Genomic DNA, 23,598 nt, shown 5'->3' with positions numbered 1-23,598 from the left:
AATATTGACGTCAATGTCCTTTACAAGCTCCCTTACCATATAGTCAATACCCTGAGGTGTGATTGCTCCTGTTGTATCTGCAATATGAACCCTGTCGGCACCGCATTCCTGAGCCTTTGAGTAGATGCGTTTTAAAAAGTCAATGTCTGTTCTTGTAGCGTCTTCTGCTGAAAATGCAACATACAATCCATGGTCTTTGGCGTAGTCCACAGCAGTTTCACATAAGTTGATTGCATCCTGGCGGGTAATGTGCATCTTGTGGTCCAGGTGAATGTCTGATGTTCCCACAAAGGTGATGATTCCGTCAACGTCACAGTCAAGCGCGGCATCGATATCCTCAGGTTTTGTCCTGGTGAGTGCAAGAATGTCTGCATCAAGGCCTTCATTGGCTATTGCCTTTACGGATTCCCTTTCTCTTTGGGAAACGATTGGAAAACCTGCTTCAATCTGATGTATTTTGAATTGATCGAGTTTTCTTGCTATTTCTAATTTATCATTAAGACTGAAGCAGACTCCAGGGGTCTGTTCACCGTCTCTTAATGTTGTATCATAGATAATGAAATCTTCCGGAAAGGTGATTTCACTTTCCTTGTTATAGTGACTTATAAAATATTGCAAATTTAATCCCTTCTCAAATTGATTTAATATTATTTATATTAAGGTTGTTTATTTATAATAAGTTTTCTAAAAGCTCAAGATATGAAGTTCTCTCAAAGCCGTCTGTGATGCCCAATTTGGAAAACAATTCGAAAATGCTGTTTTGGGCGGAATTATAATCACTGCCGTCTTCAAGGGCGATTTCTATTTCCATATACGGGTTTAGGCCCTCAACATCATCGAGTGAAATTTCAAAGTTTTCATATGAATAGTACTGCCTGTTTTTTCTGACGGTTCTTACCTTCTTAAACCCTATTGCTTCAAAGATTTCACTGCATTTTTCAGCCTCTTCAATGCCCATTTCAATTTCCTTTCTGGTTTTGCTTTTGGCATCGATTTTCGGCCCCTTGTATGTTATGAAGATGTTTTCATCATCATTTTGTTTTGTTGTCCTTATTCTCAATGCTTCATCGGTTTTTGCAAAATCAACAACAGGGCTGTTAAAGTAAATGTCTTCCTGGAATTCCTTTTTTGTTTTTTCAGCTCCAAGTTCACTTAATTTTTTTTCCATATCTTCAAAATTATCAATTTTGGCCTTAACTTCTACTTCAATCATTTTTATCATTCATATATTTTGCATTCGGATTAAATAATGATTTGTTTTGTCGAATATTTAAATAGGATTTAATATATAAAATCAAGTAATGTCTGAATTTAAAGTATCCATAATCATTCCGGTTTTCAACGGCGAAAAATATTTGTCCGATGCACTCGATTCGATTGTAAATCAAAGCATTGGCCTTGATAATCTTGAGGTCATAATTGCAGATGACGCATCCACCGACGGCACTGCGGGGATAATCGAGAAGTACTGCGACAAGTATCCCAATTTCAAGGCCATCATGCTGGAGAAAAACATCGGTGCAGCGTATGGCCCGCGAAATATTGCCCTTGATGAGGCCACTTCGGATTATATCATGTTTTTGGATGCCGATGACAGCTTTACCGAGGATGCATGCAGGGTATTGTATGATGAGATATCCTCATCAGGTGCAGATATGGCATTCGGCAGATATTTCAGGGTTTTCGATGACTTCAAGCTCAAATCATACTCTCCTTACGCCGACAATATTGGCATTAAAAATGATTTGGAGTTCAATCCGACATTTCCGGGCATCGTATCCTTTTTGTGGAGCAATATCTTTTACAGATTGTTTTATGGAAAGTCCGGTGAGGTCAGGGATAAAATTTACATTTCAGATGTCCGCCAAAATCCCGAAATTCTAAAGGTATTGCCTTCAATATGGACCAGGATATACCGGAAGTCCAGTATTGGCAAGTTTCCTGAGCTTGTTACAGGAGAGGATTTGAATTTCATTCTGGACGCTTATGATTCAGCCGAAATTGTATTTTTAAACAGTGAGTTCATTACCAATTACTACATGCGTTTCAATACAGGCGATCTCTCAGTTACAAAAAATGTCAATTTCAAGCTGGTCTTAGACACAATCAGGGCTTATAAGATGGCAATCGGAAAATGCAGGCAATATGGATTTAAGAGGTATAACAAAATGATTAATCCCTTTTTGCTTAATTACATAAGTCTTTTAAAAAAATGTGATTTAAGTAAAGATGAAATGAAAATACTTTCATGTGAAATAAAGGAACTTGATGATATCTATATAAATAAGGGGTTAGTTGGATTTTTCATTGTCAAATTAATAAGGTTTTTAAGCAGATAATTTTTTTATTTTTTGCGAATTTTTTCAAAAAATTTTTTTCTTATATATTTTAAACATACCTTTATATACTATTTAAATTAAATATTTTATTAGTAAAAATTTAACTTACTTTTTCTTAAATTTTACTTACTAATTTTAATAACTTAAGTGGAGGTTTTAAATTGACCGATGTTGATATCAAAATTGAAAACATTGTTGCTTCTGCAAGCATTGGTAAAGACATTGTTCTTACTGAAGTGTCACAAGCTTTAGAAGGGGTTAATTTTAATCGTGAACAGTTTCCGGGATTAGTTTTTAAACTTAAAGATCCTAAAACCGCAGCATTAATTTTCAGCTCTGGTAAGCTTGTATGTACTGGAGCAAAATCTATAGATGATTCTAAATTGGCAATCAAAAAGACTGTCGATTTAATGAGGACTGTCGACACTGACATTCCCGAAGAATTCGAAATTAAAATTCAAAACATTGTAGCTTCCGCAAACTTGGAATCTACTTTAAACTTGGAAGCAGTAGCTTTAGAACTTGAAGATACTGAATACGAACCGGAACAATTCCCTGGTTTAGTATACAGATTATCCGACCCTAAAGTGGTTTTATTATTGTTTGGTTCCGGTAAGGTTGTATGTACTGGTGCTAAAACAAAAAGCGACGCTAAACTTGGTGTCGAAAGAGCTTACGACAGATTAAGTGAGCTAGATTTAATATAATTGGTGGTATTATTGATTAAACTTGTAGTATTTGACTTAGACAACGTTATTATTGATGGTGAAGCGATAGATGAGATAGGGAAATTAGCAAATGTTGAAGAGGACATAGCTGCAATTACTGAAAAAGCTATGCAAGGTGAAATTGACTTTGAAACTGCTATTAAAGACAGAGTACAACTTCTCGAAGGAACTTCTATTGAAGATATCGAAAAAGTTGCTTGTGATCTTCCATTAATGCCTGGCGCAGAAAAAACCATCAAATGTCTAAAAGATAAAGATGTGGATGTAGCTATCATTAGTGGTAGTTTTGATGTAGTGGCTGATAAAATCAAGGATAAACTTGGAGTTGAAACAGTTTATACTAATAGTTTCACAGTCGAAGATGGTAAATTAACTGGCGAAGTGACTGGTCCTTTAGTATCCGGAACCAAATTGGATGTATTAAAAGACCATGTCGAAGAAGCAGGAATTACTTTAGATGAAGTAGTTGCTGTTGGAGATGGCGCAAACGACATTTCCATGATCGAATCAGCAGGTTGCGGAATTGCATTCAATGCAAAAGACTCCGTAAAAGAAATTGCTGATGTAGTAGTAGAAGAAAAAGACTTATGCAAAGTCTTATGTGAAATTCTTAATCAATTAACCACTGAAGATGCTGAAACTGAAACTGTAGAAGACGAAGCTGAAGAAGCTGAAACCGAAACTGTAGCTGAAGAACCTGTAGAAGAAGTCGCTGAAGCTGAAGAAGAAGCTGAGGAAGAAGTAGTTGAAGAGGCTGCTGAAGAAGAAGCTGAAGAATCCGAAGATGAAGCTGAAGAGGAAGTAGTTGAAGAGGCTGCTGAAGAAGAAGCTGAAGCTGCTGAAGAACCTGCAGAGGAAGAAGCTAAAGAAGAAAAACCTAAAGCTAAAAAATCTAAAAAAGGCCTCCCTGAGTCTAATTTTGTTCTCGCTGACACCATGGAAGGTGTAAGAAAACAAAAAGATGAAAAAGAAGCTGAGATTGCTAAAGTTGCTGAAGAAAGAGAAGAATTCAACAAAGTAGCTAAAGAACAACGTAAAATTAGAGATGAATTAAACGCATCTTTAAAAGAAAACTTAAACAAAGCTATTGAATTCAGAAACGAGCGTAATGAAATCAACAAAGCTGTTGAAGCTGCTAAAAAAGCTCGTAATGATGCAAACAATAAAATTAAAAGTTTAGAATGGTCATCCGGTAAACGCGATAAAATCAAAATAGAAAATGAAATCAAAAAGATTGATAAAATCATTGAAACTCGCGTTTTAGACATTAAAAAAGAAAATCAGCTTGTTAAAAATGCAAATGATTTAAGAAAACAATTAATGGAAATTCATGAAGATGAATCCGTTAAGAACGAAGCTCAAGAGCTCAAAAAATTATCTGAAGAAGAGCACGAAAAAGTTATTGAACTTTCCGAAAAAGCTCAAGCAGCTCACGAAGAAATGCTTACCTACTTCAGAAAAACCGATGACATCAGAACTGCAGCTGACGAAGCTCACAAAAAATTCATCGAAGCTCGTAAGAATGCTTCAGCTAAACATGAAGAATTCAAAGCTATCTTAAGCGATATTCACGTTATCAACAAAAAATTAGGTTCCAACAAACCTAAACGCAGAAAATCCGATAACAAACCTTCTGGCGGTGCTAATAAAAACCGTGAAGAAAAAGAAAGAGCTGAAGAAATCTTTGAAAAATTCAAACAAGGTGGAAAAGTATCTACCGAAGAGATCTTACTCTTGCAAAAATACAATATAGGTTAAGCAATTTAACCTATCTTTTTTACTTTTTTTAGGGTAATATCATGAGCGAAGAAAAAATCGAAACTTGTTTTATATGCGGTAAGCAATTTGACATGAACAAGGCGGATTTGGCATATTACAGAAATGGTCAGTTTCCAATTTGTGATTTCTGTGCTGATTTTTACCGTTTTTACAATGAAGAAATTCCTACCAGAAAGGAATAATTCAATTCTTTTTTTAAATCATCAATAAACTATAATTTAGGCACTCAATACAACAATACGCTGCCGTCAATCATTTTTGCTTCTTTTTTGATTTTCATCATTTTTTTGTAAACATCATTTAGGGACTCTTCGGCGAAGTCCTTATAGTCAAGGGCAATGATGGACAGGCCCATAATCTTAATTTTTTCAAGTTCCCCATTCCTGTTGATGGTTTCGATATAATTGTTTTTCAGGTCATCTTCTTCGTAGAAGTCTCTGATATGTTCCTCAAACATTCTTATTATTTCGTCCCCGATGAGTTTTGTGGCCCTGTAATCGTTTAGAATCACAACAAAATCATCTCCTCCAATGTGGGAAATAAAATCATTCATATCTCCATGTTTTCTGATGACTTTGTATAAGATTTCGGATACATACAGTATGACTTCACTTCCCTTGTATAATCCGTAGTATTCACCAAATTCCTTGAAATTATCCAAGTCAACATACAGCATTGAAAATTCAGATTTTTTTTCCAGCTTCTCCATAACCTTTTTGTTTAAGATATATCCGCCTGGGAGATTGGAAATGTCATTGGCGTTTTTATTGGATTCGAATATCCAAAGAATGTTTTGCAGACGTTCTTTGAATGAATGCATGTCTATTGGTTTGAGAACGTGATTTACTGTAGGCATATCTAGTATTTCCTGATTTTTAACTAATTTTTCATCACTGGATATTACTATAACAGGTATTGTCAAATAAAAGAGATGGGTGCGTATAAAGTCTATTACTTCATGCAGGTCTTGTTCCATGTCGTCATCGTTAATCAAAATCAGGTATTGGGTAACGTTTAGTTTTTCCTTTAATGTTTCAAATTCAGATTTTTGCCTATGGTCAGGTTCACGTTTGATCCCAATCCTTTATAGGCTCCCGGCGCAACATATATGGTATCTCCATCCTTTGCATTTTCAACGGCAGTGTTCAATGTCTTGAATGGGCTGTTTTGGCTGCCGTCACCTTCATTTTCAGCATTGGTATCGAGATACCACTCCTGATTTTGGGAAAGTTGGGTTGCATCGGCCGAAGATATTTGCGCCGCATCTTCGCTGGCGCACACTGATGAAACGGAAATAATCAGCAGTATCAATGAAAATATAATTATGGTTTTACTTTTCATGTTTGTTCCTCGATTAAGACACTATTATGTTATATATTTATTTAATCGGTTGATAAATATGTTGCAGTTTCAGATGTTTTTGGAAAATAGTAATATTTTTATATTAAAAATTTCATTAAAATATTTTATAAAAAATTTTTTAGGTAAGTATAATGCATGAAGTAATAATTTGCGAAAAACCGAGTTCGGCAGAAAAAATAGCCAAAGCACTTTCACCAAGTGCCAAAAAGAAATTATATAATAAGAAAGTTAAATATTGGGAACTTCAAAGGGATTCTAAAGACATTACAGTCTTGTCAGGTGTCGGTCATCTGTACTCATTGGTTCCCGAAAAATCAAAAAGATTTAAAGTTTCCTTTGATCTTCACTGGGCGCCTTCCCATGAGGTCAACAAAAGCAGTGCATTTACAAGAGATTACCTAAGAGCCATAAAAAAATTCGGTAAAAATGCTGATTCTTACATTCATGCTTGCGATTACGATGTTGAAGGGACTTTAATAGGATACAATGCCTTGAAATATGCATGCGGTCAGGATTCCCTGAACAATGTTTCAAGGATGAAGTTTTCTACTTTAACTAAAAAGGATATTGTGGATGCTTATGAAAACAGAATTGATATTGACATGCATCAGGTAGACAACGGTATCGCGCGCCATATTCTTGATTACTACTTCGGAATGAACATTTCCATTGCGCTTTCCGATTCCGTCAAAAGAACCAAGCACAGATTTTTAAAACTTTCTGTCGGCAGGGTTCAGACTCCAACTTTGTCGATTCTGGTAAAGCGTGAAAAGGAAATAAGGGAGTTTGTTCCTGAGCCTTATTGGATTATAAGGGCAATCCTTGACTTTGAAGACATTGAAATCAGGCATGTCGAGAGAAACATTTTCGACAAGGCCAGAGCCGATGAGATTTTCGCCAAATGTCAGGGAAAGGATGCTGTCGTTGATGAGATTGACTTTACAAAGTCAAAAACCAGGCCTCCTGTTCCATTTAACTTAAGCGGTCTTCAGGCTGAGGCATATAGCGTATTTGGCTTTTCACCGAAAAGAACCCAGATTGCCGCTCAGAATCTTTATAGTGCAGGTTATACTTCATATCCCCGCACATCATCTCAAAAATTGCCTGAAAGTTTGGGCTTTGAGAATATATTCAGGCAGCTGTCTGCAAATCCCGAATTCAAAAAGCACATATCCAATTTGCCTTCAAAACTAAGGCCTAACAACGGTAAGAAGGAGGATGCAGCTCACCCTCCGATTCACCCGACAGGAATACTTCCGAAATCACTCAACAGCGATGAGAAGAAAATCTATGAGCTTATTGTATACAGATTCATTGCAGTATTTTTCGAATCTGCCGAATTCGAGACAATGAGCGCCACTCTCGACATTGAGGATGAGAAATTCAAGTTCAAGCGCAGACGGGTTACCCATAAGGGATGGATGGAACATTATCCGTTCAAGAAAATAGACAATGAAAAGTTCCCTGAAGTCAGCGAGGGGGACCTGATGAGCGTCAAGGAACTCATTAAGGATGAAAAGGAAACCAAACCTCCTGCCCGTTATAATCAGGCTTCCCTGATTAAGGAGCTTGAAAAGAAAAACCTCGGAACCAAGGCAACCCGTGCAGACATTGTCGACAAGCTTTATGACAGGAAATACATCGAAGGTTCAAAGATTGAGGTCAACAAGTTGGGTGAGGATTTAATCGACACCCTGAACACCTACTGCAGTGACTTGACAAGCGAAGAGCTTACAAGGGATTTTGAAAACAAGCTTGAAGGAATCAATCAGGATGAAACCACAAAGGAAAGCGTCATTGGCGAAGGCGAAAAGGATGTCAAGGACATTTTGGCAGACATCGACAAGAACCAGAAAGGCATAGGTTCCAAACTGTATGAGGCATATCAGGCAACCAATATAGTTGGCGAATGCGAGTGCGGCGGCAAGCTTGTAAAAAGGCAGGGCCGTTACGGAAGCTTTGTGGGATGCACAAATTATCCTGACTGTAACGTAACATACTCAGTTCCGAAAAACGCTTCAATCATCAAAAAGACCTGTGAAAAATGCGGCCTTCCAATGATTGTAGCAGGCAAAGGCAAAAATAAACGGGAAATGTGCCTTGATCCTAACTGCGGCAAGGACAACACCAAGCAATATAATCCTGAAGAGGTTGGGGTCTGTCCTAAGTGTGGAAAGCCGCTTTTGAAAAGATCCGGCAGATTTGGTGAATTTGTTGGTTGCAGCAATTTCCCAAGATGCAAATTCACATGTTCCCTAGAGGATCTTGAAAATAAATTGGAATAAATTTTAATTTTTCCTATTTTTTAAAGCATACATAATATTTAATAATGTTGAATTTAATATATACTATTCAATAAAAATATTTTTTCATATCACATAAAATATTTTTATTTATTTCTTATAATTTTAACAATTAATTATTTAAAATTCTTGATTTAGGAATTTAAAGACTAAAGAGACGAATAGAGGATTTCTATGAATAGACAAACAATTTTAACAATAAGCAAATCAATAATCATTATTTTGATTTTGTTAGCTTTTGTTTTTGCATTAAAGGTTCCCGCAGCCGATTTGCCTATGCTCAGCGGTGACACTAAAGATTATTACACCGATGATTCAGGTCTTCCTTATTTCAGTGAAATGGATTCATATTATAACTTGAGGTTGACTGAGAATTTTGTAGACCACGGCCATGTGGGAGATGAAATAATTAACGGCAGTGCATGGGATATGCACAGGTATGCTCCTGACGGTAATGAGATTAGCTATGAGTATGCCATTGTGTATGTCACATCATGGATACACGATTTGGCGAATAACTTCCTTGGACACGATTATTCTGTAAAAGAAGTCGCATTCTGGACTGGTGCAATCATATCTACATTTGCAGTAATTCCGGCATTTATATTTTCAAGAAGAATCACTAATGATTATGGAGCTATTGTTGCAACATTGATTATAGTCCTTGCTCCAAACTACTTTGCGCACACATTCCCAGGATTTTTCGATACAGATATGTTCTACTACATATTCCCTCTGTTCTTCATATTCTTCTTCGTTGAAGCTTTAAGAACAGACAACATGATTTTGAAAGTGGTTTATGCAGTACTGTCAATTTTGGCTATAGGATTGTTCTCCTTCTCATGGACTGGTTATATCTTTTATGTAGGTCTTATGGGCGTATTTGCCGTAGCTTATTTAATTGCATGTTATTTCTTCAACATTGGAGATGACCAAGACAATTATTCAAGCAAACTGGATTGGTTTATACATAATAAAGATTTATTAACAATTATCATAATTGGTGTTATTGGATTTGTTTTCCTTGGAATTTTCAAAGGTTTCGACGGTATTATCGGAATCTTTTCAAGCTTAACTGGTTTATTGAACTTGCAGTCTGCTTCTGTTGTTGTAGGTGGATTCCCGAACGTACTTATTTCCGTTGCAGAGATGCAAATGCCATCTTTACTCGGTAAGGGAATGACTTCTGCGTTCCTGGCCAATACAGGTGGTGTAGTGAACGGTATGGGTGGAATTGCCGTATTGTTCGCTGGTTTGATAGTGTTATATGTTTTGGTATCAAGATCTTTCAAATACCGTTCTGTCAAAGCATCCAAAGGCATTTCCGGAAAACCTCAAAAAGGCGACAGGTTATCAGCTTCCAAAAAAATAGACAATGACCGTAAATTTAAAATCTCCTTATCTGATTTGAAATTCGGTGGAGATAATGATATCTTATCTGATAAACGTTTGACAGTAATGTATGCAACATTATTTGTCGTATGGATTGTAATTGCCGCTCTTGCTGTAAGTAGAGGTTCAAGGTTCATTACAACTATTGTATTGCCATTCGCTTTACTTACCGGTATTTTTGTAAGCTATGCTGGAGATTACATCAAAAACAGATTAAACGACGACAGATGGTTGGTTGTCATCCTATTCCTATGCGGATTTTTAGTGGCAATTCCATTGTCAACAATCAACGTCATATACGCAATAGCAGCATTCCTTGTTATTGTTGCTGCAGGATTGTTCACCATTTACGGAATGAAATCCGACGCTTCCGTTAAAGTTCCAATCAAAAAGACAGTTGTAATTATAGCTATCGTATTGGCACTTATCATGCCGTCCGTCTGTGGTGCATATCTGACTTCCGAGACTGTTGTTCCAGGTACCAATGACGGAATGTGGAACGCAATGCAATGGATTGACGGAAATCAAACTGAAGATACAGTCATCACATCCTGGTGGGACTTCGGGTACCTCTTTGAGATTGCTGCCGACAGACAGGTAACATTCGATGGGGGTTCACAGACAGGAAGCCGTGCATTCTGGTTAGGTAAATCAATGACTACCGATGATCTGGAGCTGTCTGCAGGTATCTATAGAATGTTGGATTCAAGCGGTGAAAGGGCAGTTAACAAGCTTGTCAATGTCACAGGAGACACAGGAAAATCCGTTGACATGTTAATTGACATTTTGCCAAAAACAGCCAGTGACGCTCAAAAGACATTGGTTGACAAATACCACATTTCCGAAGCCGACGCAAAAGAGGTAGTCTCATATACTCACCCTGAAAATCCACGGCCGGTAACATTTGTGGCGTCAGCAGATATGCTTCAAAAGGCAGGTTGGTGGACCTACTTCGGTGCATGGAACTTTGAAAACCAAACTTCCCAAAACTACAATTACTATATTCCAACCGAGGGGTCAGGTGAAATCGCACCTGGTTCATCAGCCAACGTAACAGTGCTCGATAGCCAAGGTTTGAAGGTAAATGCAGTCATCGAAAGAGGAACAGGAAACAACACAACAAACGCACATGTAGAATGTGTAAATTCAGAGACCAATGAAAAGATCATGGTCAATGACACAGAATACAATCCGCTTAAAGCATCCAACATTATTTTGGTTGAAGACAATATTCTCATGAAAAATGAGTCAATCAAAGGATGTGAAGACGGAAACTTCACTTTGTTCCTTATGGGCAATGAAAATCAGTACACACCTATCTTAATGAGTCACGAATTGGTAAATTCAATGTTTACCAGACTGTACTTGTTCGGTGGTGCAGGTCAAGATATTTTCTCCCTTGAGCACAGTGAAAGCGGGGTAATGTTGTTTAAGGTAAACTTCGAAAATACTGTAGCCGGCGGCGCAAGCGGAAATTCAACAAATTAAATGGATTAGGATTTTCCTAATCTTCCTTTTTTTATTTAATTTTTGGTGGTTTAATGGGGATAGAAGAGAAAATAAAGGATATTGAAGAGGAGATTCAAAAGACTCCATACAATAAAGCTACTTCACACCATATCGGTAAACTCAAGGCAAAACTTTCAAAGCTGAAAGAGGAATCATTGCAAAGAAGCAGCGGAGGCTCTAAAGGTCAGGGATTCCATGTCAAAAAGTCAGGGGATGCGACTGTAGTTTTAGTAGGTTTTCCTTCTGTCGGCAAATCCACATTATTAAACAATATCACAAATGCCGAAAGTAAGGTGGGGGCTTATCAGTTCACTACTTTGGACATTGTTCCGGGGGTCATGGAACACAAGAACGCAAAAATTCAAATCTTTGACATTCCGGGAATCATTACCGGCGCAAGCAGCGGTAAGGGAAGAGGTAAGGAAATCTTGTCTGTTGCAAGAACTGCCGATTTGATACTGGTCGTTCTCGACACTTTCAATCCGCAGCATATTGATGTTATCATAAACGAGCTTAGGGCCATTGGAATCAGGCCGAACGAACAGCCGCCTGATGTTACAGTCAAAAGAAAGAAACTGGGTGGTGTAAAGGTATCCTCAACCTGTCCGCTGACCCATATGGATGAAAAGACAATCAGGTCCATATTGAATGAATACGGATACATCAATGCCGACGTGCTGTTCAGGGATGATGTGACAATGGACCAGTTCATTGACGTGCTTGACAGAAACAAGTCATATGTTCCTATGCTGGTTTTGCTGAACAAGGTTGACCTGGTCGATGAGGCATATATTGAAGAGCTTAAGAAATACATTCCGGAGTTCATTCCGATTTCCGCCGACAAGAACACAAATATCGATGAGCTTAAGGATATCATATTTGACAATCTTGACCTTGTGAGGGTATATCTGAAACCGCAGGGAAGAAAGGCGGACATGAAAGATCCTCTGGTTATCAAGAAAGGTTCTACCGTAATCGAGGCATGCAGAAAGCTTCACAGGGAATTCGTGAAAAATTTCCGACATGCAAAGGTTTGGGGAACATCCGTCAAGTTTCCGGGCCAGAAGGTAGGCCCTGACCATGTGCTTGAGGATGAAGACGTATTGAGAATTATTTTAAAGAAATAATTCATTTTTTCTTTTTTTTAGATACTTATGAGAAATGTTGTTTTTATTAGTGGAACTCCCTGTACGGGAAAAACTACCGTAAGTGAAATACTAGCTTCCAAACTGGATTTTAAACTGATTAAAATCAATGATTTGGCAATTGAAAACGATTTCGTTTTGGGAATTGATGAGGATAAGGGCTATAAGGTCATTGACATCGACAGATTGAACGAAAAGGTTCTCGAGATCATATCCCTCAGCGACGAATCCCTTGTTTTTGAAGGGCATCTCGCCCATCTGTGCGAGGGCGCAGATAAGGTAATCGTTTTAAGGGTCCGTCCTGAGATTTTGGAGGCAAGATTGAAGGAACGTGACTATTCAGACTCTAAAATTCGTGAAAATCTGGAAGCCGAAGCCATGGGAGTCTGCACAGCCGAGGCCTATGACATTTATGGCGAGAATGTTAGCGAAATTGACGCAAGCGACTTGACAGTCGATGAGGTTGCAGATGCGCTTTTTGATGTTGTCAGCGGTAAGGTTGATTTTCCGGTAGGGGAGATTGATTTTATGGATTGGCTTATCAATTAGTTTTAATTTCATCAATTTTTCACATTTAACTAAATTTTATTAAATGCTTACAATTTTGCTTATTTTTTTAGAGGATGTAATGGAAAAAGTGCTGATTTTGACAAAATAAAAGGTTTTGAAAGTATTCATTAATTTTTATTTTTTTTTATTTTATTTTTCAAATTAGGTTATTTTTCCCAAAATGCATAACCTTTATAAATAGGGTTATACATATTTATTCTTAATATTCATATTAACCTAAGGTTTATTTTTAACTATGGTTTTTGTTTTAATTTGCGCAAATCATTTTAATTCAATTTTGAATATTATATCCTATTTTCATAATTATGAGGAGGATATTTTTGAGTAGAGGAAAAAGACCGAAGTGGATGATTGACATAGCGACTGAAAGGATGAACATCCTTTTTGAACGTGCTGAGATGGAATTCATCACCCATCCCGAGCGCAGTGACCGTTATGTTGAGCTCGCATTGAAGCTGTCCACAAAGTACAATACCAAGATCCCCGAAAAGTGGAGAAGGAGGTATTGCAGAAAGTGCAAGAAATTCCTTTACCCTGGTTACAATTGCACCGTCCGGCTGGTTAACTCTGAAGTTAACATTTTTTGTGGTGAATGTGACCATGTCATGAAGATTCCTTATCACAAGGAAAAGAAAATTAAAAGGAGAGCTAAATATGAGTCAATCAAAAAAAGAAATGATGAATAGAGCTCTTTCCGCGATGACAATTAACATTGGTAAGGCTGGCGTAAACGACAATGTCATTGAAGAAATCAAACGCCAACTTGAAGCTAATGAAATTGTTAAACTTAAATTTGCAAAAAATATCGCTAGAGATAAAGACGATTACATCGATGAGATTGTCACCAAAACCAGAGCAAAGCTCATAGACGTTAGGGGACACGTTGCTGTAATCTATAAGAAAAAGCCTTAAACATTATAAATTTAGAGTTACAGGCCCTATTTTTTTAGGTCTTAAATTTACAGTGGATTAAGCTACAATTATTTAATAAAATATTGGAGAATTAATATGACTACTGTATTTGATGTACCTGCAGATTTATTAATTGAAAAAGTCGCAGAAGAATTTAAAAATAATGATAAAATCAATTCCCCTGCATGGTCCAATTTTGTTAAAACTGGTGTTCACAAGGAAAGAAAACCAGAAAATGCAGATTGGTGGTTTATAAGGACTGCTTCTATTATCAGAAGAGTTTATATTGATGGTCCTGTGGGAGTTGTTAGTTTAAGAACTTTCTACGGTGGTAAAAAAGACCGTGGCGTACGTCCTGAAGTGTTCAGAAGAGGCAGCGGATCCATTATCAGAACCGCACTTCACCAATTGGAAGACGCAGGATATGTAGAAAAAGTCGAAGGTGGAAGAGTTGTTTCCCCAGCAGGAAGATCATTCTTAGATAAAATTTCTGCTGAAATTATTAAAGATATTCCTGAACTTGAAAAATACTAATTAATTTATTTGGAGAGTTTGATATGAGCGATTTAGATGAAATTCGTCAAAAAAGGATGGCTGAACTGCAAGCTCAGCAAGCTGCCATGCAAAATCAAGCACAGCAACAGGCAGTAGCTCAGGCTCAGCAGCAGGAAGCTCAAAGACAAATGGAAGCTCAGAAGAAACAGATTTTAAATCAAATCATGACTCCTGAAGCTCGCGCTAGATTGGCTAATCTCAAATTGACCAGACCTGAACTTGTAAGTCAAATTGAAATACAATTGATTCAGTCCGCTCAGGCAGGAAGCTTAAGAGGAAAGGTAACTGACGATCAGTTAAAGGTGCTCTTGAGAAACATCGCTGGTCAGAAAAGGGAAATCAAGATTACAAGGAAATAATGTCGATGAAAGCTGGAGTATTGTATAGCGGCGGAAAGGATTCATCTTTTATGGCTGTAATGCTTAAGAGACTGGGCCTTGAAGTAGAATTGTGCACTGCCAACTTTGGCGTCTACAAGTCATACATACCGGCAGCAAAGTCAGCGGAATCATTGGGTTTCACACACAAGGTTCTTGACATGGATGTCGCTCTCTTGGATAAGACCTGCGACATGATTATGGAGGACGGATTTCCCAACGACGGAATCAAGTTCATTCATGAAAACGTCATAGAAAAAATCGCTGAAGATTACGACATTATTGCAGACGGGACAAGACGTGATGACAGAACTCCGAAATTGACCGTCAATCAGATAAGAAGCCTTGAAGATAGAAAAGATGTCCAATACATTAACCTGGACAGTTTCGGACACAAATCCGTTAGGATGATAACATCCAATCTTTTCGAGATATCTCATGAAAAGTCAAACAAGGACAACAGTTCGGATTATGAGGTTGAAATAAGAACCCTGATTGACGAGAAGGGAGGAAACTCATTGGACATATTCCCGGAACATTATCAAACTCGCGTTATCGGATATAAAAAATAATTATTATATGTTACAGGTGAGAAAATGAGTAGAAATAAACCATTAGCTAAAAAATTAAGAATGGCAAAAGCAAACAAACAAAACAGGAGAATTCCAATCTGGGCTTATGCTAAAACTAACCGTAAACTTAGATACAGACCAAAACCTAGACATTGGAGAAGAAACAGTCTAAAATTATAAGAGGGGTTATTATGGAAAGAGTTTACACAATTCCACTTAGAAACGTTAAAAATGTTAAAAGGACTATCAGAGCTCCTAGAGCTATCAGAGAAGTCAAAAACTTTTTAACCAAACACATGAAAGCTGAAGAAGTTAAAATTGATGAATCTATTAATCATGCTATTTGGGAAAGAGGTATTCAAAAAATACCTTCTAAAATTACTGTAAAAGCAGTCAAAGATGATGATGGTGTTGTACAAGCTACTTTAGCGGAATAGCTATAGTACCTTTTACCATGCTGTTGAGTTTATGTGAGGTAACAATATGTTGAGAAGAGTAGATATTGTAGGAAATCCTAATGTAGGAGTGTTTATTCTGGCAACTGACGATTTGGCTATTGTTCCTTATACCCTTTTGGATGAAAAGGCGGAAATCATTAAGGAAACATTGGAAGTCGATGTTGTCAAGTCTTCTATTTCAGGTAGCAGTCTCATTGGATCTTTAGCTGTAGCTAATTCAAATGGTATCGTTGTTTCCCCACATGTTTTAGATAGAGAAATTGAACAGTTTGAAAAGCTTGGCTTAAATGTCGCTACACTTCCGGGCCAATACACTGCAGTCGGAAACATCATTGCTGCTAACGACACCGGAGCTATCGTAAGCCCATTTTTAGGTCAGGAAGCTATTGAAGTGGTTGAAGAAACCCTTGATGTAAATGTCGAATCAACCTCAATGGTCGGAAGCGACATTATCGGTTCTTTGATTACCGTAACCAACAAAGGATTCCTAATCAGTAGCAAGGCTGTCAAAAGTGAAATCAATTTTGCTCAAGAGGTATTTGGTGTAGAAGGCGATATTGGTACTGTCGGCAGAGGTATACCTTTAGTTGGCGCATGCACAATTTCAAATTCAAACGGTGCAATTGTGGCCAAGGACAGTACTGGTCCTGAAATGGCTAGAGTTGAAGAAGCGTTAGGCTTTTTGGATGACTTTTAATTAATATAATCATGAGGGATTTAATATGATAACAAAAATTTACAGAGTTAAAGGTACTTTTTTAATGGGCGATTCATATCATGAATTTACTAAAGAATACAAAGCTACTTGTGAAGCTGACGTTGAAGATAAAATATATCAACGTTTCGGAAGTAAACATGGTATCAACAGGAACCAAATTTCAATCAAGGAAATTACTGAAATTGCTCCTGAAGAAGTTTTAGACCCTATCGTAAAAGAAATTTTATAAATGCATTGTAAGGTGTAATTATGGATGACCAACAAAGATTTAACAATCTTATTAATGAAATTAATGCATACTCACAACAGTCTGAGTTAATCAAGCAACAGATTGAACTGATTCAGGCCACAATTGCTGAGGTCGATGCATTGTCCAACACTTTAGATGACATTGAAGGAAAAGATTCTGTTGAAGCTTTCGTTCCTGTCGGTGCGGGTTCCTTCATTAAGGGAGAACTTAAAAGTACTGATGAAATTATTGTAAGTATCGGGTCAGGCTATGCAGTCAAAAAGGACGCAGACGGCGCTCGCAAAATTATCGCAGGCCAAAAGGAAGACTTGAAAGACAGCCTAGACAAGATGTTGGCTAACTTGCAGCAAGTCACCGACATTGTCGGCTCCCTTCAGGCTCAGGCTGAACAAATCGCGGCTGCCGCTCAAGGCAACATGACTCAAAGGGGATAATCATCTCCCACTTTTTTTCTTTTTTTTAAATTAATATATTATCAATTCTATTTTTTAGCTATTTTTTAAATATTAAAAGGATTATAAATAGTAATATTATAATTTTATAAGGTTGGATTATTTTGTTTGAATCTTTAAAAAAGAAGTTTTCACGAACCAGTGAAAAGCTAGAGGAAGAGCTTATTGAAGAAGCCGAAAAAGAAGACAACCTCCAGGAAGAGTCAGGTCAAAGATTTTCATTTTTTTCATTTGGACGTAAAAAAGAGGAGGAAAAAGAGGAAGACGATTCTAATTTACTTCCGGAATCATCTGAAAGTGAAGATGCGGATTTGGATGAAGAGATAAAATCCGAGGATGAAGAGGAAGAGAAAAAGTCCCGTTTCTGGAGCAGGGGCAAGGACAAGTCCGAGGATGATGAGGAAGAGGATTCTGAAGAGGAAGAGAAAAAGTCCCGTTTCTGGAGCAGGGGCAAGGACAAGTCCGAGGATGATGAGGAAGATTCTGATGAGGAAGAGGATTCTGAAGAAGAGGAGAAAAAGTCCCACTTCTGGAGCAGAAACAAGGATAAAAAAGAAGACATTTCTGCAGACGGTGAAGCTTCCGGAGGAATATTTTCATTTGTGCGTGAAAAGACCATCTCAGAAAAGCACGTCGAAGACATCCTGTGGGAACTTGAAATGGAGCTTTTACAGGGCGATGTGGCTATGGAAGTGGCTAGCGCAGTTTGCGACAGTGTCAAAAACGATCTGGTCGGTAAAAAAATCAAAAGAAGCAATGACATTACCGAATACACTTACATCGCTTTGAGAAATGCAGTTGCCGAAATCATCGACATTCCGGGCAAGTCCATGACCGAGATGATTGAGGAGAAAAAGGCGCAGGGCGAGCCTCTTGTCGTGATGTTTGTCGGAATCAACGGAACAGGAAAGACAACAACAATCGGAAAACTGGCAAACTATTATCTTAAAAAAGGCTACACTCCGGTTATTGCCGCATCTGATACATTCAGGGCAGGAGCCATAGAGCAGGTCACCTATCATGCGGATAATGTAGGTGTTAAAATCATCAAGCACAAGAAAGGTTCAGACCCGGCAGCTGTTGCATACGACGCGGTCGAGCATGCAAAAGCCCAAGGAAAAGAACTGGTTTTAATCGATACTGCAGGAAGAATGCAGACCAACGTGAACCTTATGGATGAGATGAAGAAAATCAGAAGGGTTGCAAATCCCGATTTGGTTATCTTTGTTGGTGATGCTCTGACTGGTAACGACGCAACAGAACAGGCCTCCAAATTCAATGAAGCCATTGACATTGACGGAGTTATCCTCACCAAGGCCGATGCCGACAGCAAAGGCGGAGCCTCACTTTCAATAGGTTATGTCATTCAAAGGCCAATCATGTTTTTAGGTGTCGGTCAGGGCTATGACGACATCATGGAATACGATGCCGAATGGATGCTTGATCAGCTATTCAGCGAAAGTGAAGATGAAGCTGAAGTTTTAGAAGAGTAAGGGCTTTAATATTTCCTTTTGGATAAAGCTTTCAATCTCTTTTTTTCTATTTTTTTCTTTTTGTCTGACTGATATTGTCTTTTCTGGCGATTGGTTGTTGTTTCATTGTTTCTCATGATGGTTACAAGATCAATTGAATTTCCGCTGCATGCCATAAGTATTCTGATTTCCTTATAGTCCTTTGAGCTTGGTGCCTTATAGACCACGGCATACAGGTCGTTTTCCACATGCTCCCAGCTTATAGGTTCCTCATTCATTAGACAGTCTGCAACGTAGCTTTGGGAAAGTCCGTTTTCGCTTAACCTTTCCTGGAAGTGCCTGTTTTCAAAACACCAGTTTATGCCTGATGTCTCACCCATCATAAATTTATCGAATACATTCATTTTTTCACAACAATATTATATTATGTAAGTTCAATATATTATACATAGATGATATTATGGCTGAGAAAACTGAATGGGACTCATCAATAGCATTCATCTTTGCCATGATTGGGGCGGCAGTTGGACTTGGAAACATCTGGCGTTTCAGTTATGTGCTTTATTCCAACGGTGGAGGTTCATTTTTCATACCGTACTTCACTGCAATTGCTATTATGGGAGTTCCGTTTTTAATATTGGAATATGGTGTAGGATTCAGTTTCAAGGATTCGTTTTCAAATATCCTAAAGAAGATCAAACCTCAATTTGAATACATCGCCTGGGCACTGGTTCTTTTCGTTTTTATAGTAACAATCTATTATATGGTAATCCTGAGCTGGGATTTGGTATACCTTTTAAGCAGTTTCACTTTCAGTTGGGGAACTGATGCGGCGCTTTACTTCACCAAAACCGTTGGTGGAAGCTCCAATCTCTCAAACGCAAGCTTTTTGCTTCTGCCTACAACAATATGTGTACTCCTGCTTTGGGTCGTATTGTGGTTCATTTCCCACAAGAACGTCGATGAGGGTATAGGTAAGGTTTCAAAGATTCTCATCCCTGCCCTGTTTGTCATAATGGGAATAATCGTCATTTATGCATTGACATTGCCGGGCGCAGGCATAGGTATCGATACATTGCTCACCCCTAACTGGGGCATGCTTTTGGACGTCAACATTTGGCTTGCGGCATTTGCCCAAATCATCTTCTCCCTGAGTATGGGTCAGGCAATTGCACTTACATATGCAAGCTACCTGCCTGAAAACTCCAAACTGATTGATAATGTATTGATTGTGGTTGCATCCAACTCCCTATTTGAGATATTTACCGCTTTTGGAGTATTTTCAATTTTGGGATACATGTCAGCTACCGCGGGAACACCTATGGTTCAGCTGATTACCGAAGGAACCGGGCTGATTTTCATTGTCTTCCCAATGATTTTCAACATCATGGGTCCTATAGGACGCATTCTCGCTCCGTTATTGTTCCTGGCTATTCTATTTGCAGGCATAACTTCTGCTTTAGGATTCTTCGAGCCGATGTTGAGCTCCACAACCGTCAAACTGGGATGGTCCCGTAAAAAAACAGCTACAGTTTTGTCAGTCATCGGATGCGGATTTTCCCTGATTTTGACAACAGGTATCAGCAGCTATCTGGTCGGAATCATCGATTCATTTGTCAATGAGTTCGGAATATTGCTTTTAATCGGTATCCAGTGCATAATATTCGCCTGGTTTTATGGAGTGGAACATTTCCTTCCTGCCTTAAACGAGCATTCGACATTTAAAGTCGGAAAGACATGGTCCTTTGTAATCAGATACCTCCTTCCTATAGTGCTGATAGTAATGTGGATAATAGGCATCATAACCCTCTTCTCCACTGCAAAAAGATTTGAAATAATAATCGACGTGATAATTATCGTTGGAGTGATGATTTCAGCATTTGCGCTGACAAAAATCAGGCCAGCAGGTGAATAATTCATTTATTCACTCTTTTTTTTATTTTTTTTAATGGACTCTTACATGATTTCGCACAGTTTCTGATGAATAATTGACTTATCATCTATATGCTATCATGACATTGAATCAATATTTAAACTATGAAAGGTTTTAATTACAGTTTGCTTTCATTATATGGATAGTTTTAAAAATAAGATATTGAATAATCATCTCTGATTTTAAGGAAATGCCATTTGATTTTTGCGGGGTTTTTTAAAAATAAGTGGGGCAATCCGGAAACTCTAGTATGTGACGTATGCGTCATAGGCGGCATATGCCGAATATGCAATGCTTATGATGTGGCCGAATTGGTTGTTTGCAAAGAAATATATGAAAATGTTCAATAAAATCAGTATGGCAAACATTATGATTCCTTTTTTCTTGTAACCGTTGATTGCCTGGCCAAGACCGGGTATTATAAATGAGAGAACTCCATTTACTAAAGCATTACTTTCCATAGTATCTATTTCCTTTTTAAAAGAGTCTTTAAAGTCTAGGGATAGAATCCCTAAACTTAAACTAAAATAATTTTTTTTAGTGTAACCAAAGGTTACAGTTAATACTTTAATTCGGATTTTATTTAAAATTTCTTATTGGATGTCCGGTGGCGGTGCAAAAGTGATGTTAGGATTTGGCTGTTTCTCCTTAAAATTAGTGCAATTTTTCATGTTTGGGTCAATTGGAGTCCTTAAAAAAAGAAAAAGTAGGGTACTCTAGAAGTATTGAGTACCGCTTGTTGGATTTAGATGAATTCCCTGTGTTGAAATCAGGTCGTCCATTGCGTTATATACCTCCACACGTGCGAAATCAGGATATTTTAAGTATGCATCGGCGCTTGCGATGTTTACATATCCGTCGGATTGTATTGTGGTTGCGACATAGTTTCCTTGATTCAGTGCGACGCCGTCACGGGAATAGAAAATCTTGATTCCGACAGGCTCTCCCGCATGGTCAACGCCCAGGTATATCCTCGCATAGGTCTTGTCTTCATCTGCGCTTCCTGTTGTAAATGAACCTCCGCCGATCATGATAGGATCAATCGGCTTGAATGTCACGTTTTCGTTTTGGTCTTGGGTGTCATTTCTTATCTGCTCGATGACTGTCTCAACAGGGGTCTTGTTTTCCACTGTTGTTTCAACCGGAGCCTTGGTTTGTTCTGTTTTTTCTACAGGAGTGCTGTTTTGTGCTGCAGTGGCGTTTTCAGCAGGAGTAGTGTTTTCAGCAGGGGTCTCGTTTTTAACGGTAGTGTTGTTTTGTGCCGGTGTGGCATTTTCTGCATTCTTAAGGGTCAGTGCGGATGTGTCCTTGATTTTTGTGGTGTTGAGCATTTTTTCAATCAAATCCAGGTTGTTTCCGCAGACAATGATGTCAGTACCGTTGATTGATTTGACGACCTTGTAGTAGTTGTTCAGAGGGTTGTCCCCAATCAGATAGATTTTTTGCGAATTGTTTTCTGAGAGAAGCTTTGCGTTTTGCCCGATCAGGTTGTCGGTATAGTTGATGGATATCATTATTCCGTCGGTTTCATTGGAGAAGTTTGCGCTGTTCTGCCAGAACACCATTCCCTGTCCTGCTGCAACCTTGTTGTTTCTCACGGCAAAATCGGAACCGTCAGGAACGTCCATTTCAAAATAGCCGAAATCATGACTCTTGAGCGGAATTGTATATGCGGTCTGGTTCTGGTTTGAATAGTTCGGCGCAATCGCTACAATTCCGGCCAGGAAAATAACGACAACAGCTATCAATGCGATAATTATCTTTTTGTCTGTTTGCATTTTTGATACCTCACTGATAATATGTATTTGGTTAGGTGTTATTTATATTTCGCAGATTCATGTTTTTGATGTGTGAGTCCGGCCCCATTCATGAGGGGTGGCCTTTCGGGGGTTCATTTCCCGTGCAACTGTTATGAATGTTGATTGTAATCGGTATTGTTTTTTGTTTGTATTGGACTGTTTTTTTATTACAAGGTTATTTCATTTTATCTATCGAAATTGGAAATGTTTAAATACTTGATAATGCAATAAATGTAATTATAGATTTGTATATTGTATTTAATCGATATGAATATTATGTTACAATATTCTTAAAGCTTGAAATTTGTTGATTTGAAAATTCAAATTCTCTGCATTTGGATTTAATCTGATTTGACATGTTAATTGAAAATCAAATGGCGAATAAAAAAAGTTCGGATTTTTGGAAACGCTCCTTAGGGGGAGATATGAATGGAGATTAAGGAATATTCCGGCATGAATTTGAGTGAATTTATCGGGCCTGAAAGCATCCATCTAACTTCAGGATGCTCCAACAACATCATCGTCGACAACAAGGTGTTTCTTCACAACGTAAGGTCCATACACTTTGCTAACGGCGACGGATATCATGTGGAGTTTGTCTGCAGTGACGGGGAAATGGACGCCCAGAGATTATGTGTCTACAACGTATCCTCAATCATGGTGGAGTCAGTATATGGCCCGGCGCTCGTTTAGGCCGGGGTGTGTTTTTTTCTGTTTTTTAAAAAATAATGGAGGTACTCTAGAAGGTTTGAGTACCTGCAGCCGGCATAAGGCTTACGCTTTATGTAGTCAGCAGTTTGCTGTTTGAATCATAGATTTTTATTGTTGCATGGTCCGGATAGTATTTGTACGCATCGGCGGAGGATATCTCAAGGTATCCGTCTGAGTGCACTGTTGCGGGAACCATGTTTCCGTTGTTGAGGCTTTTGCCGTCCCTTGAATACAGTATTTGAACAATCACGCTTTCTCCTGA

General features: G+C 38.1%; 28 protein-coding genes and 1 pseudogene. 21 read left to right on the top strand and 8 right to left on the bottom strand.

What is annotated here, in order from left to right; genetic code table 11:
- Together aksA and cyaB are read right to left on the bottom strand one after the other, a co-directional pair.
- Positions 1–618, bottom strand: a pseudogene (aksA, locus tag ACJMLZ_RS05485) (homoaconitate hydratase); the annotation flags it as partial.
- Between the two features lie 52 nt (positions 619–670).
- Positions 671–1,213 (bottom strand): class IV adenylate cyclase, encoded by a 543-nt coding sequence (gene cyaB, locus ACJMLZ_RS05480; protein WP_405304349.1) that lies wholly within the window; start codon positions 1,211–1,213, stop codon positions 671–673.
- 88 nt (positions 1,214–1,301) lie between these two features.
- On the opposite strand from cyaB, the gene ACJMLZ_RS05475 reads away from it, so the two are divergent.
- The 4 genes from ACJMLZ_RS05475 to ACJMLZ_RS05460 all read left to right on the top strand — a co-directional run bounded on the left by ACJMLZ_RS05475 (position 1,302) and on the right by ACJMLZ_RS05460 (position 5,028).
- Positions 1,302–2,339, top strand: coding sequence for a glycosyltransferase family 2 protein (locus ACJMLZ_RS05475; RefSeq protein WP_405304348.1), 1,038 nt, complete (start codon positions 1,302–1,304; stop codon positions 2,337–2,339).
- A 161-nt stretch (positions 2,340–2,500) separates the two neighbouring features.
- Positions 2,501–3,046 carry a TATA-box-binding protein gene (locus tag ACJMLZ_RS05470; RefSeq protein ID WP_292605725.1) on the top strand — a complete coding sequence of 182 codons (546 nt, stop codon included), beginning with the start codon at positions 2,501–2,503 and terminating at the stop codon, positions 3,044–3,046.
- A 12-nt stretch (positions 3,047–3,058) separates the two neighbouring features.
- Positions 3,059–4,825 carry a phosphoserine phosphatase SerB gene (serB, locus tag ACJMLZ_RS05465; protein ID WP_405304347.1) on the top strand — a complete coding sequence of 589 codons (1,767 nt, stop codon included), beginning with the start codon at positions 3,059–3,061 and terminating at the stop codon, positions 4,823–4,825.
- 41 nt (positions 4,826–4,866) lie between these two features.
- Positions 4,867–5,028: a hypothetical protein gene (locus ACJMLZ_RS05460; RefSeq protein WP_405304346.1), complete on the top strand. Its 162-nt coding sequence runs from the start codon at positions 4,867–4,869 to the stop codon at positions 5,026–5,028.
- A gap of 44 nt (positions 5,029–5,072) precedes the next feature.
- Here ACJMLZ_RS05460 and ACJMLZ_RS05455 read toward each other — a convergent pair whose 3' ends face one another.
- Positions 5,073–5,840, bottom strand: a complete 768-nt coding sequence (locus tag ACJMLZ_RS05455) for a diguanylate cyclase domain-containing protein (RefSeq protein ID WP_405304345.1) — start codon at positions 5,838–5,840, stop codon at positions 5,073–5,075.
- 32 nt (positions 5,841–5,872) lie between these two features.
- Positions 5,873–6,187: a DUF1565 domain-containing protein gene (locus ACJMLZ_RS05450; RefSeq protein WP_405304344.1), complete on the bottom strand. Its 315-nt coding sequence runs from the start codon at positions 6,185–6,187 to the stop codon at positions 5,873–5,875.
- A 152-nt stretch (positions 6,188–6,339) separates the two neighbouring features.
- Here ACJMLZ_RS05450 and topA point away from each other — a divergent pair, with 152 nt between their 5' ends.
- From topA to ftsY, 15 genes are all read left to right on the top strand, one after another.
- On the top strand, positions 6,340–8,493 hold the full coding sequence (gene topA / locus ACJMLZ_RS05445; RefSeq protein ID WP_405304343.1) for a DNA topoisomerase I: 2,154 nt from the start codon (positions 6,340–6,342) through the stop codon (positions 8,491–8,493).
- Positions 8,494–8,685: 192 nt separating this feature from the next.
- The gene (locus ACJMLZ_RS05440; RefSeq protein WP_405304342.1) at positions 8,686–11,391 is read left to right on the top strand and encodes an STT3 domain-containing protein; all 2,706 of its coding nucleotides are present in this window, start codon (positions 8,686–8,688) and stop codon (positions 11,389–11,391) included.
- A 53-nt stretch (positions 11,392–11,444) separates the two neighbouring features.
- Positions 11,445–12,539, top strand: a complete 1,095-nt coding sequence (locus tag ACJMLZ_RS05435) for an OBG GTPase family GTP-binding protein (protein ID WP_405304341.1) — start codon at positions 11,445–11,447, stop codon at positions 12,537–12,539.
- Between the two features lie 27 nt (positions 12,540–12,566).
- The gene (locus ACJMLZ_RS05430; protein WP_405304340.1) at positions 12,567–13,106 is read left to right on the top strand and encodes an adenylate kinase family protein; all 540 of its coding nucleotides are present in this window, start codon (positions 12,567–12,569) and stop codon (positions 13,104–13,106) included.
- Between the two features lie 341 nt (positions 13,107–13,447).
- On the top strand, positions 13,448–13,813 hold the full coding sequence (locus ACJMLZ_RS05425) for a ribonuclease P protein component 4 (protein ID WP_405304339.1): 366 nt from the start codon (positions 13,448–13,450) through the stop codon (positions 13,811–13,813).
- Complete coding sequence (locus ACJMLZ_RS05420) at positions 13,782–14,039, top strand: YhbY family RNA-binding protein (protein ID WP_292605745.1); 258 nt, start codon at positions 13,782–13,784, stop codon at positions 14,037–14,039. The genes ACJMLZ_RS05425 and ACJMLZ_RS05420 overlap by 32 nt, the downstream gene beginning before the upstream one ends.
- Before the next feature lie 96 nt (positions 14,040–14,135).
- On the top strand, positions 14,136–14,573 hold the full coding sequence (locus tag ACJMLZ_RS05415; protein WP_405304338.1) for a 30S ribosomal protein S19e: 438 nt from the start codon (positions 14,136–14,138) through the stop codon (positions 14,571–14,573).
- A gap of 23 nt (positions 14,574–14,596) precedes the next feature.
- On the top strand, positions 14,597–14,953 hold the full coding sequence (locus ACJMLZ_RS05410; protein WP_405304337.1) for a DNA-binding protein: 357 nt from the start codon (positions 14,597–14,599) through the stop codon (positions 14,951–14,953).
- Positions 14,954–14,958: 5 nt separating this feature from the next.
- A complete protein-coding gene (locus ACJMLZ_RS05405) occupies positions 14,959–15,543 on the top strand; it encodes a hypothetical protein (protein WP_405304350.1) in 585 nt (194 codons plus the stop codon).
- A gap of 24 nt (positions 15,544–15,567) precedes the next feature.
- Positions 15,568–15,723, top strand: coding sequence for a 50S ribosomal protein L39e (locus ACJMLZ_RS05400; RefSeq protein WP_004032463.1), 156 nt, complete (start codon positions 15,568–15,570; stop codon positions 15,721–15,723).
- 11 nt (positions 15,724–15,734) lie between these two features.
- Positions 15,735–15,980, top strand: coding sequence for a 50S ribosomal protein L31e (locus ACJMLZ_RS05395; RefSeq protein ID WP_297826196.1), 246 nt, complete (start codon positions 15,735–15,737; stop codon positions 15,978–15,980).
- A 46-nt stretch (positions 15,981–16,026) separates the two neighbouring features.
- Positions 16,027–16,698 carry a translation initiation factor IF-6 gene (locus tag ACJMLZ_RS05390; protein ID WP_405304336.1) on the top strand — a complete coding sequence of 224 codons (672 nt, stop codon included), beginning with the start codon at positions 16,027–16,029 and terminating at the stop codon, positions 16,696–16,698.
- A 25-nt stretch (positions 16,699–16,723) separates the two neighbouring features.
- Positions 16,724–16,948, top strand: coding sequence for a 50S ribosomal protein L18Ae (gene rpl18a, locus ACJMLZ_RS05385; RefSeq protein ID WP_405304335.1), 225 nt, complete (start codon positions 16,724–16,726; stop codon positions 16,946–16,948).
- A gap of 20 nt (positions 16,949–16,968) precedes the next feature.
- Positions 16,969–17,403: a prefoldin subunit alpha gene (gene pfdA, locus ACJMLZ_RS05380; RefSeq protein ID WP_405304334.1), complete on the top strand. Its 435-nt coding sequence runs from the start codon at positions 16,969–16,971 to the stop codon at positions 17,401–17,403.
- A 122-nt stretch (positions 17,404–17,525) separates the two neighbouring features.
- Positions 17,526–18,914: a signal recognition particle-docking protein FtsY gene (ftsY, locus tag ACJMLZ_RS05375; RefSeq protein WP_405304333.1), complete on the top strand. Its 1,389-nt coding sequence runs from the start codon at positions 17,526–17,528 to the stop codon at positions 18,912–18,914.
- A gap of 5 nt (positions 18,915–18,919) precedes the next feature.
- On the opposite strand, the gene ACJMLZ_RS05370 is transcribed toward ftsY, so the two are convergent.
- Positions 18,920–19,297: a hypothetical protein gene (locus ACJMLZ_RS05370; RefSeq protein ID WP_405304332.1), complete on the bottom strand. Its 378-nt coding sequence runs from the start codon at positions 19,295–19,297 to the stop codon at positions 18,920–18,922.
- A 56-nt stretch (positions 19,298–19,353) separates the two neighbouring features.
- On the opposite strand from ACJMLZ_RS05370, the gene ACJMLZ_RS05365 reads away from it, so the two are divergent.
- Positions 19,354–20,808, top strand: coding sequence for a sodium-dependent transporter (locus ACJMLZ_RS05365; protein WP_405304331.1), 1,455 nt, complete (start codon positions 19,354–19,356; stop codon positions 20,806–20,808).
- A 263-nt stretch (positions 20,809–21,071) separates the two neighbouring features.
- Here ACJMLZ_RS05365 and ACJMLZ_RS05360 read toward each other — a convergent pair whose 3' ends face one another.
- Together ACJMLZ_RS05360 and ACJMLZ_RS05355 are read right to left on the bottom strand one after the other, a co-directional pair.
- Complete coding sequence (locus tag ACJMLZ_RS05360; protein WP_405304330.1) at positions 21,072–21,287, bottom strand: hypothetical protein; 216 nt, start codon at positions 21,285–21,287, stop codon at positions 21,072–21,074.
- A 255-nt stretch (positions 21,288–21,542) separates the two neighbouring features.
- Positions 21,543–22,604: a hypothetical protein gene (locus ACJMLZ_RS05355; RefSeq protein ID WP_405304329.1), complete on the bottom strand. Its 1,062-nt coding sequence runs from the start codon at positions 22,602–22,604 to the stop codon at positions 21,543–21,545.
- Positions 22,605–23,078: 474 nt separating this feature from the next.
- Here ACJMLZ_RS05355 and ACJMLZ_RS05350 point away from each other — a divergent pair, with 474 nt between their 5' ends.
- Positions 23,079–23,318, top strand: coding sequence for a hypothetical protein (locus tag ACJMLZ_RS05350; RefSeq protein ID WP_405304328.1), 240 nt, complete (start codon positions 23,079–23,081; stop codon positions 23,316–23,318).
- An 88-nt stretch (positions 23,319–23,406) separates the two neighbouring features.
- Here the strand turns inward: ACJMLZ_RS05350 and ACJMLZ_RS05345 are convergent.
- The coding region (locus ACJMLZ_RS05345) for a hypothetical protein (RefSeq protein WP_405304327.1) at positions 23,407–23,598 on the bottom strand (192 nt) is incomplete at its 5' end.

The organism is Methanobrevibacter sp., assembly GCF_045126245.1.
Lineage (GTDB): Archaea > Methanobacteriota > Methanobacteria > Methanobacteriales > Methanobacteriaceae > Methanocatella.
The sequence above is the reverse complement of the archived record's forward strand: the minus strand, read 5'-3'. Positions and strand labels throughout refer to the sequence as shown.

Excerpts from the sequence above, each read along its gene's own strand:
- cyaB (WP_405304349.1), bottom strand. The coding sequence starts at position 1,213 with ATGATTGAAGTAGAAGTTAAGGCCAAAATTGATAATTTTGAAGATATG.
- ACJMLZ_RS05475 (WP_405304348.1), top strand. The coding sequence starts at position 1,302 with ATGTCTGAATTTAAAGTATCCATAATCATTCCGGTTTTCAACGGCGAA.
- ACJMLZ_RS05460 (WP_405304346.1), top strand. The coding sequence starts at position 4,867 with ATGAGCGAAGAAAAAATCGAAACTTGTTTTATATGCGGTAAGCAATTT.
- ACJMLZ_RS05450 (WP_405304344.1), bottom strand. The coding sequence starts at position 6,187 with ATGAAAAGTAAAACCATAATTATATTTTCATTGATACTGCTGATTATT.
- topA (WP_405304343.1), top strand. The coding sequence starts at position 6,340 with ATGCATGAAGTAATAATTTGCGAAAAACCGAGTTCGGCAGAAAAAATA.
- ACJMLZ_RS05440 (WP_405304342.1), top strand. The coding sequence starts at position 8,686 with ATGAATAGACAAACAATTTTAACAATAAGCAAATCAATAATCATTATT.
- ACJMLZ_RS05435 (WP_405304341.1), top strand. The coding sequence starts at position 11,445 with ATGGGGATAGAAGAGAAAATAAAGGATATTGAAGAGGAGATTCAAAAG.
- ACJMLZ_RS05430 (WP_405304340.1), top strand. The coding sequence starts at position 12,567 with ATGAGAAATGTTGTTTTTATTAGTGGAACTCCCTGTACGGGAAAAACT.
- ACJMLZ_RS05420 (WP_292605745.1), top strand. The coding sequence starts at position 13,782 with ATGAGTCAATCAAAAAAAGAAATGATGAATAGAGCTCTTTCCGCGATG.
- ACJMLZ_RS05415 (WP_405304338.1), top strand. The coding sequence starts at position 14,136 with ATGACTACTGTATTTGATGTACCTGCAGATTTATTAATTGAAAAAGTC.
- ACJMLZ_RS05410 (WP_405304337.1), top strand. The coding sequence starts at position 14,597 with ATGAGCGATTTAGATGAAATTCGTCAAAAAAGGATGGCTGAACTGCAA.
- ACJMLZ_RS05405 (WP_405304350.1), top strand. The coding sequence starts at position 14,959 with ATGAAAGCTGGAGTATTGTATAGCGGCGGAAAGGATTCATCTTTTATG.
- ACJMLZ_RS05400 (WP_004032463.1), top strand. The coding sequence starts at position 15,568 with ATGAGTAGAAATAAACCATTAGCTAAAAAATTAAGAATGGCAAAAGCA.
- ACJMLZ_RS05395 (WP_297826196.1), top strand. The coding sequence starts at position 15,735 with ATGGAAAGAGTTTACACAATTCCACTTAGAAACGTTAAAAATGTTAAA.
- ACJMLZ_RS05390 (WP_405304336.1), top strand. The coding sequence starts at position 16,027 with ATGTTGAGAAGAGTAGATATTGTAGGAAATCCTAATGTAGGAGTGTTT.
- rpl18a (WP_405304335.1), top strand. The coding sequence starts at position 16,724 with ATGATAACAAAAATTTACAGAGTTAAAGGTACTTTTTTAATGGGCGAT.
- pfdA (WP_405304334.1), top strand. The coding sequence starts at position 16,969 with ATGGATGACCAACAAAGATTTAACAATCTTATTAATGAAATTAATGCA.
- ACJMLZ_RS05370 (WP_405304332.1), bottom strand. The coding sequence starts at position 19,297 with ATGAATGTATTCGATAAATTTATGATGGGTGAGACATCAGGCATAAAC.
- ACJMLZ_RS05365 (WP_405304331.1), top strand. The coding sequence starts at position 19,354 with ATGGCTGAGAAAACTGAATGGGACTCATCAATAGCATTCATCTTTGCC.
- ACJMLZ_RS05360 (WP_405304330.1), bottom strand. The coding sequence starts at position 21,287 with ATGGAAAGTAATGCTTTAGTAAATGGAGTTCTCTCATTTATAATACCC.
- ACJMLZ_RS05355 (WP_405304329.1), bottom strand. The coding sequence starts at position 22,604 with ATGCAAACAGACAAAAAGATAATTATCGCATTGATAGCTGTTGTCGTT.
- ACJMLZ_RS05350 (WP_405304328.1), top strand. The coding sequence starts at position 23,079 with ATGAATTTGAGTGAATTTATCGGGCCTGAAAGCATCCATCTAACTTCA.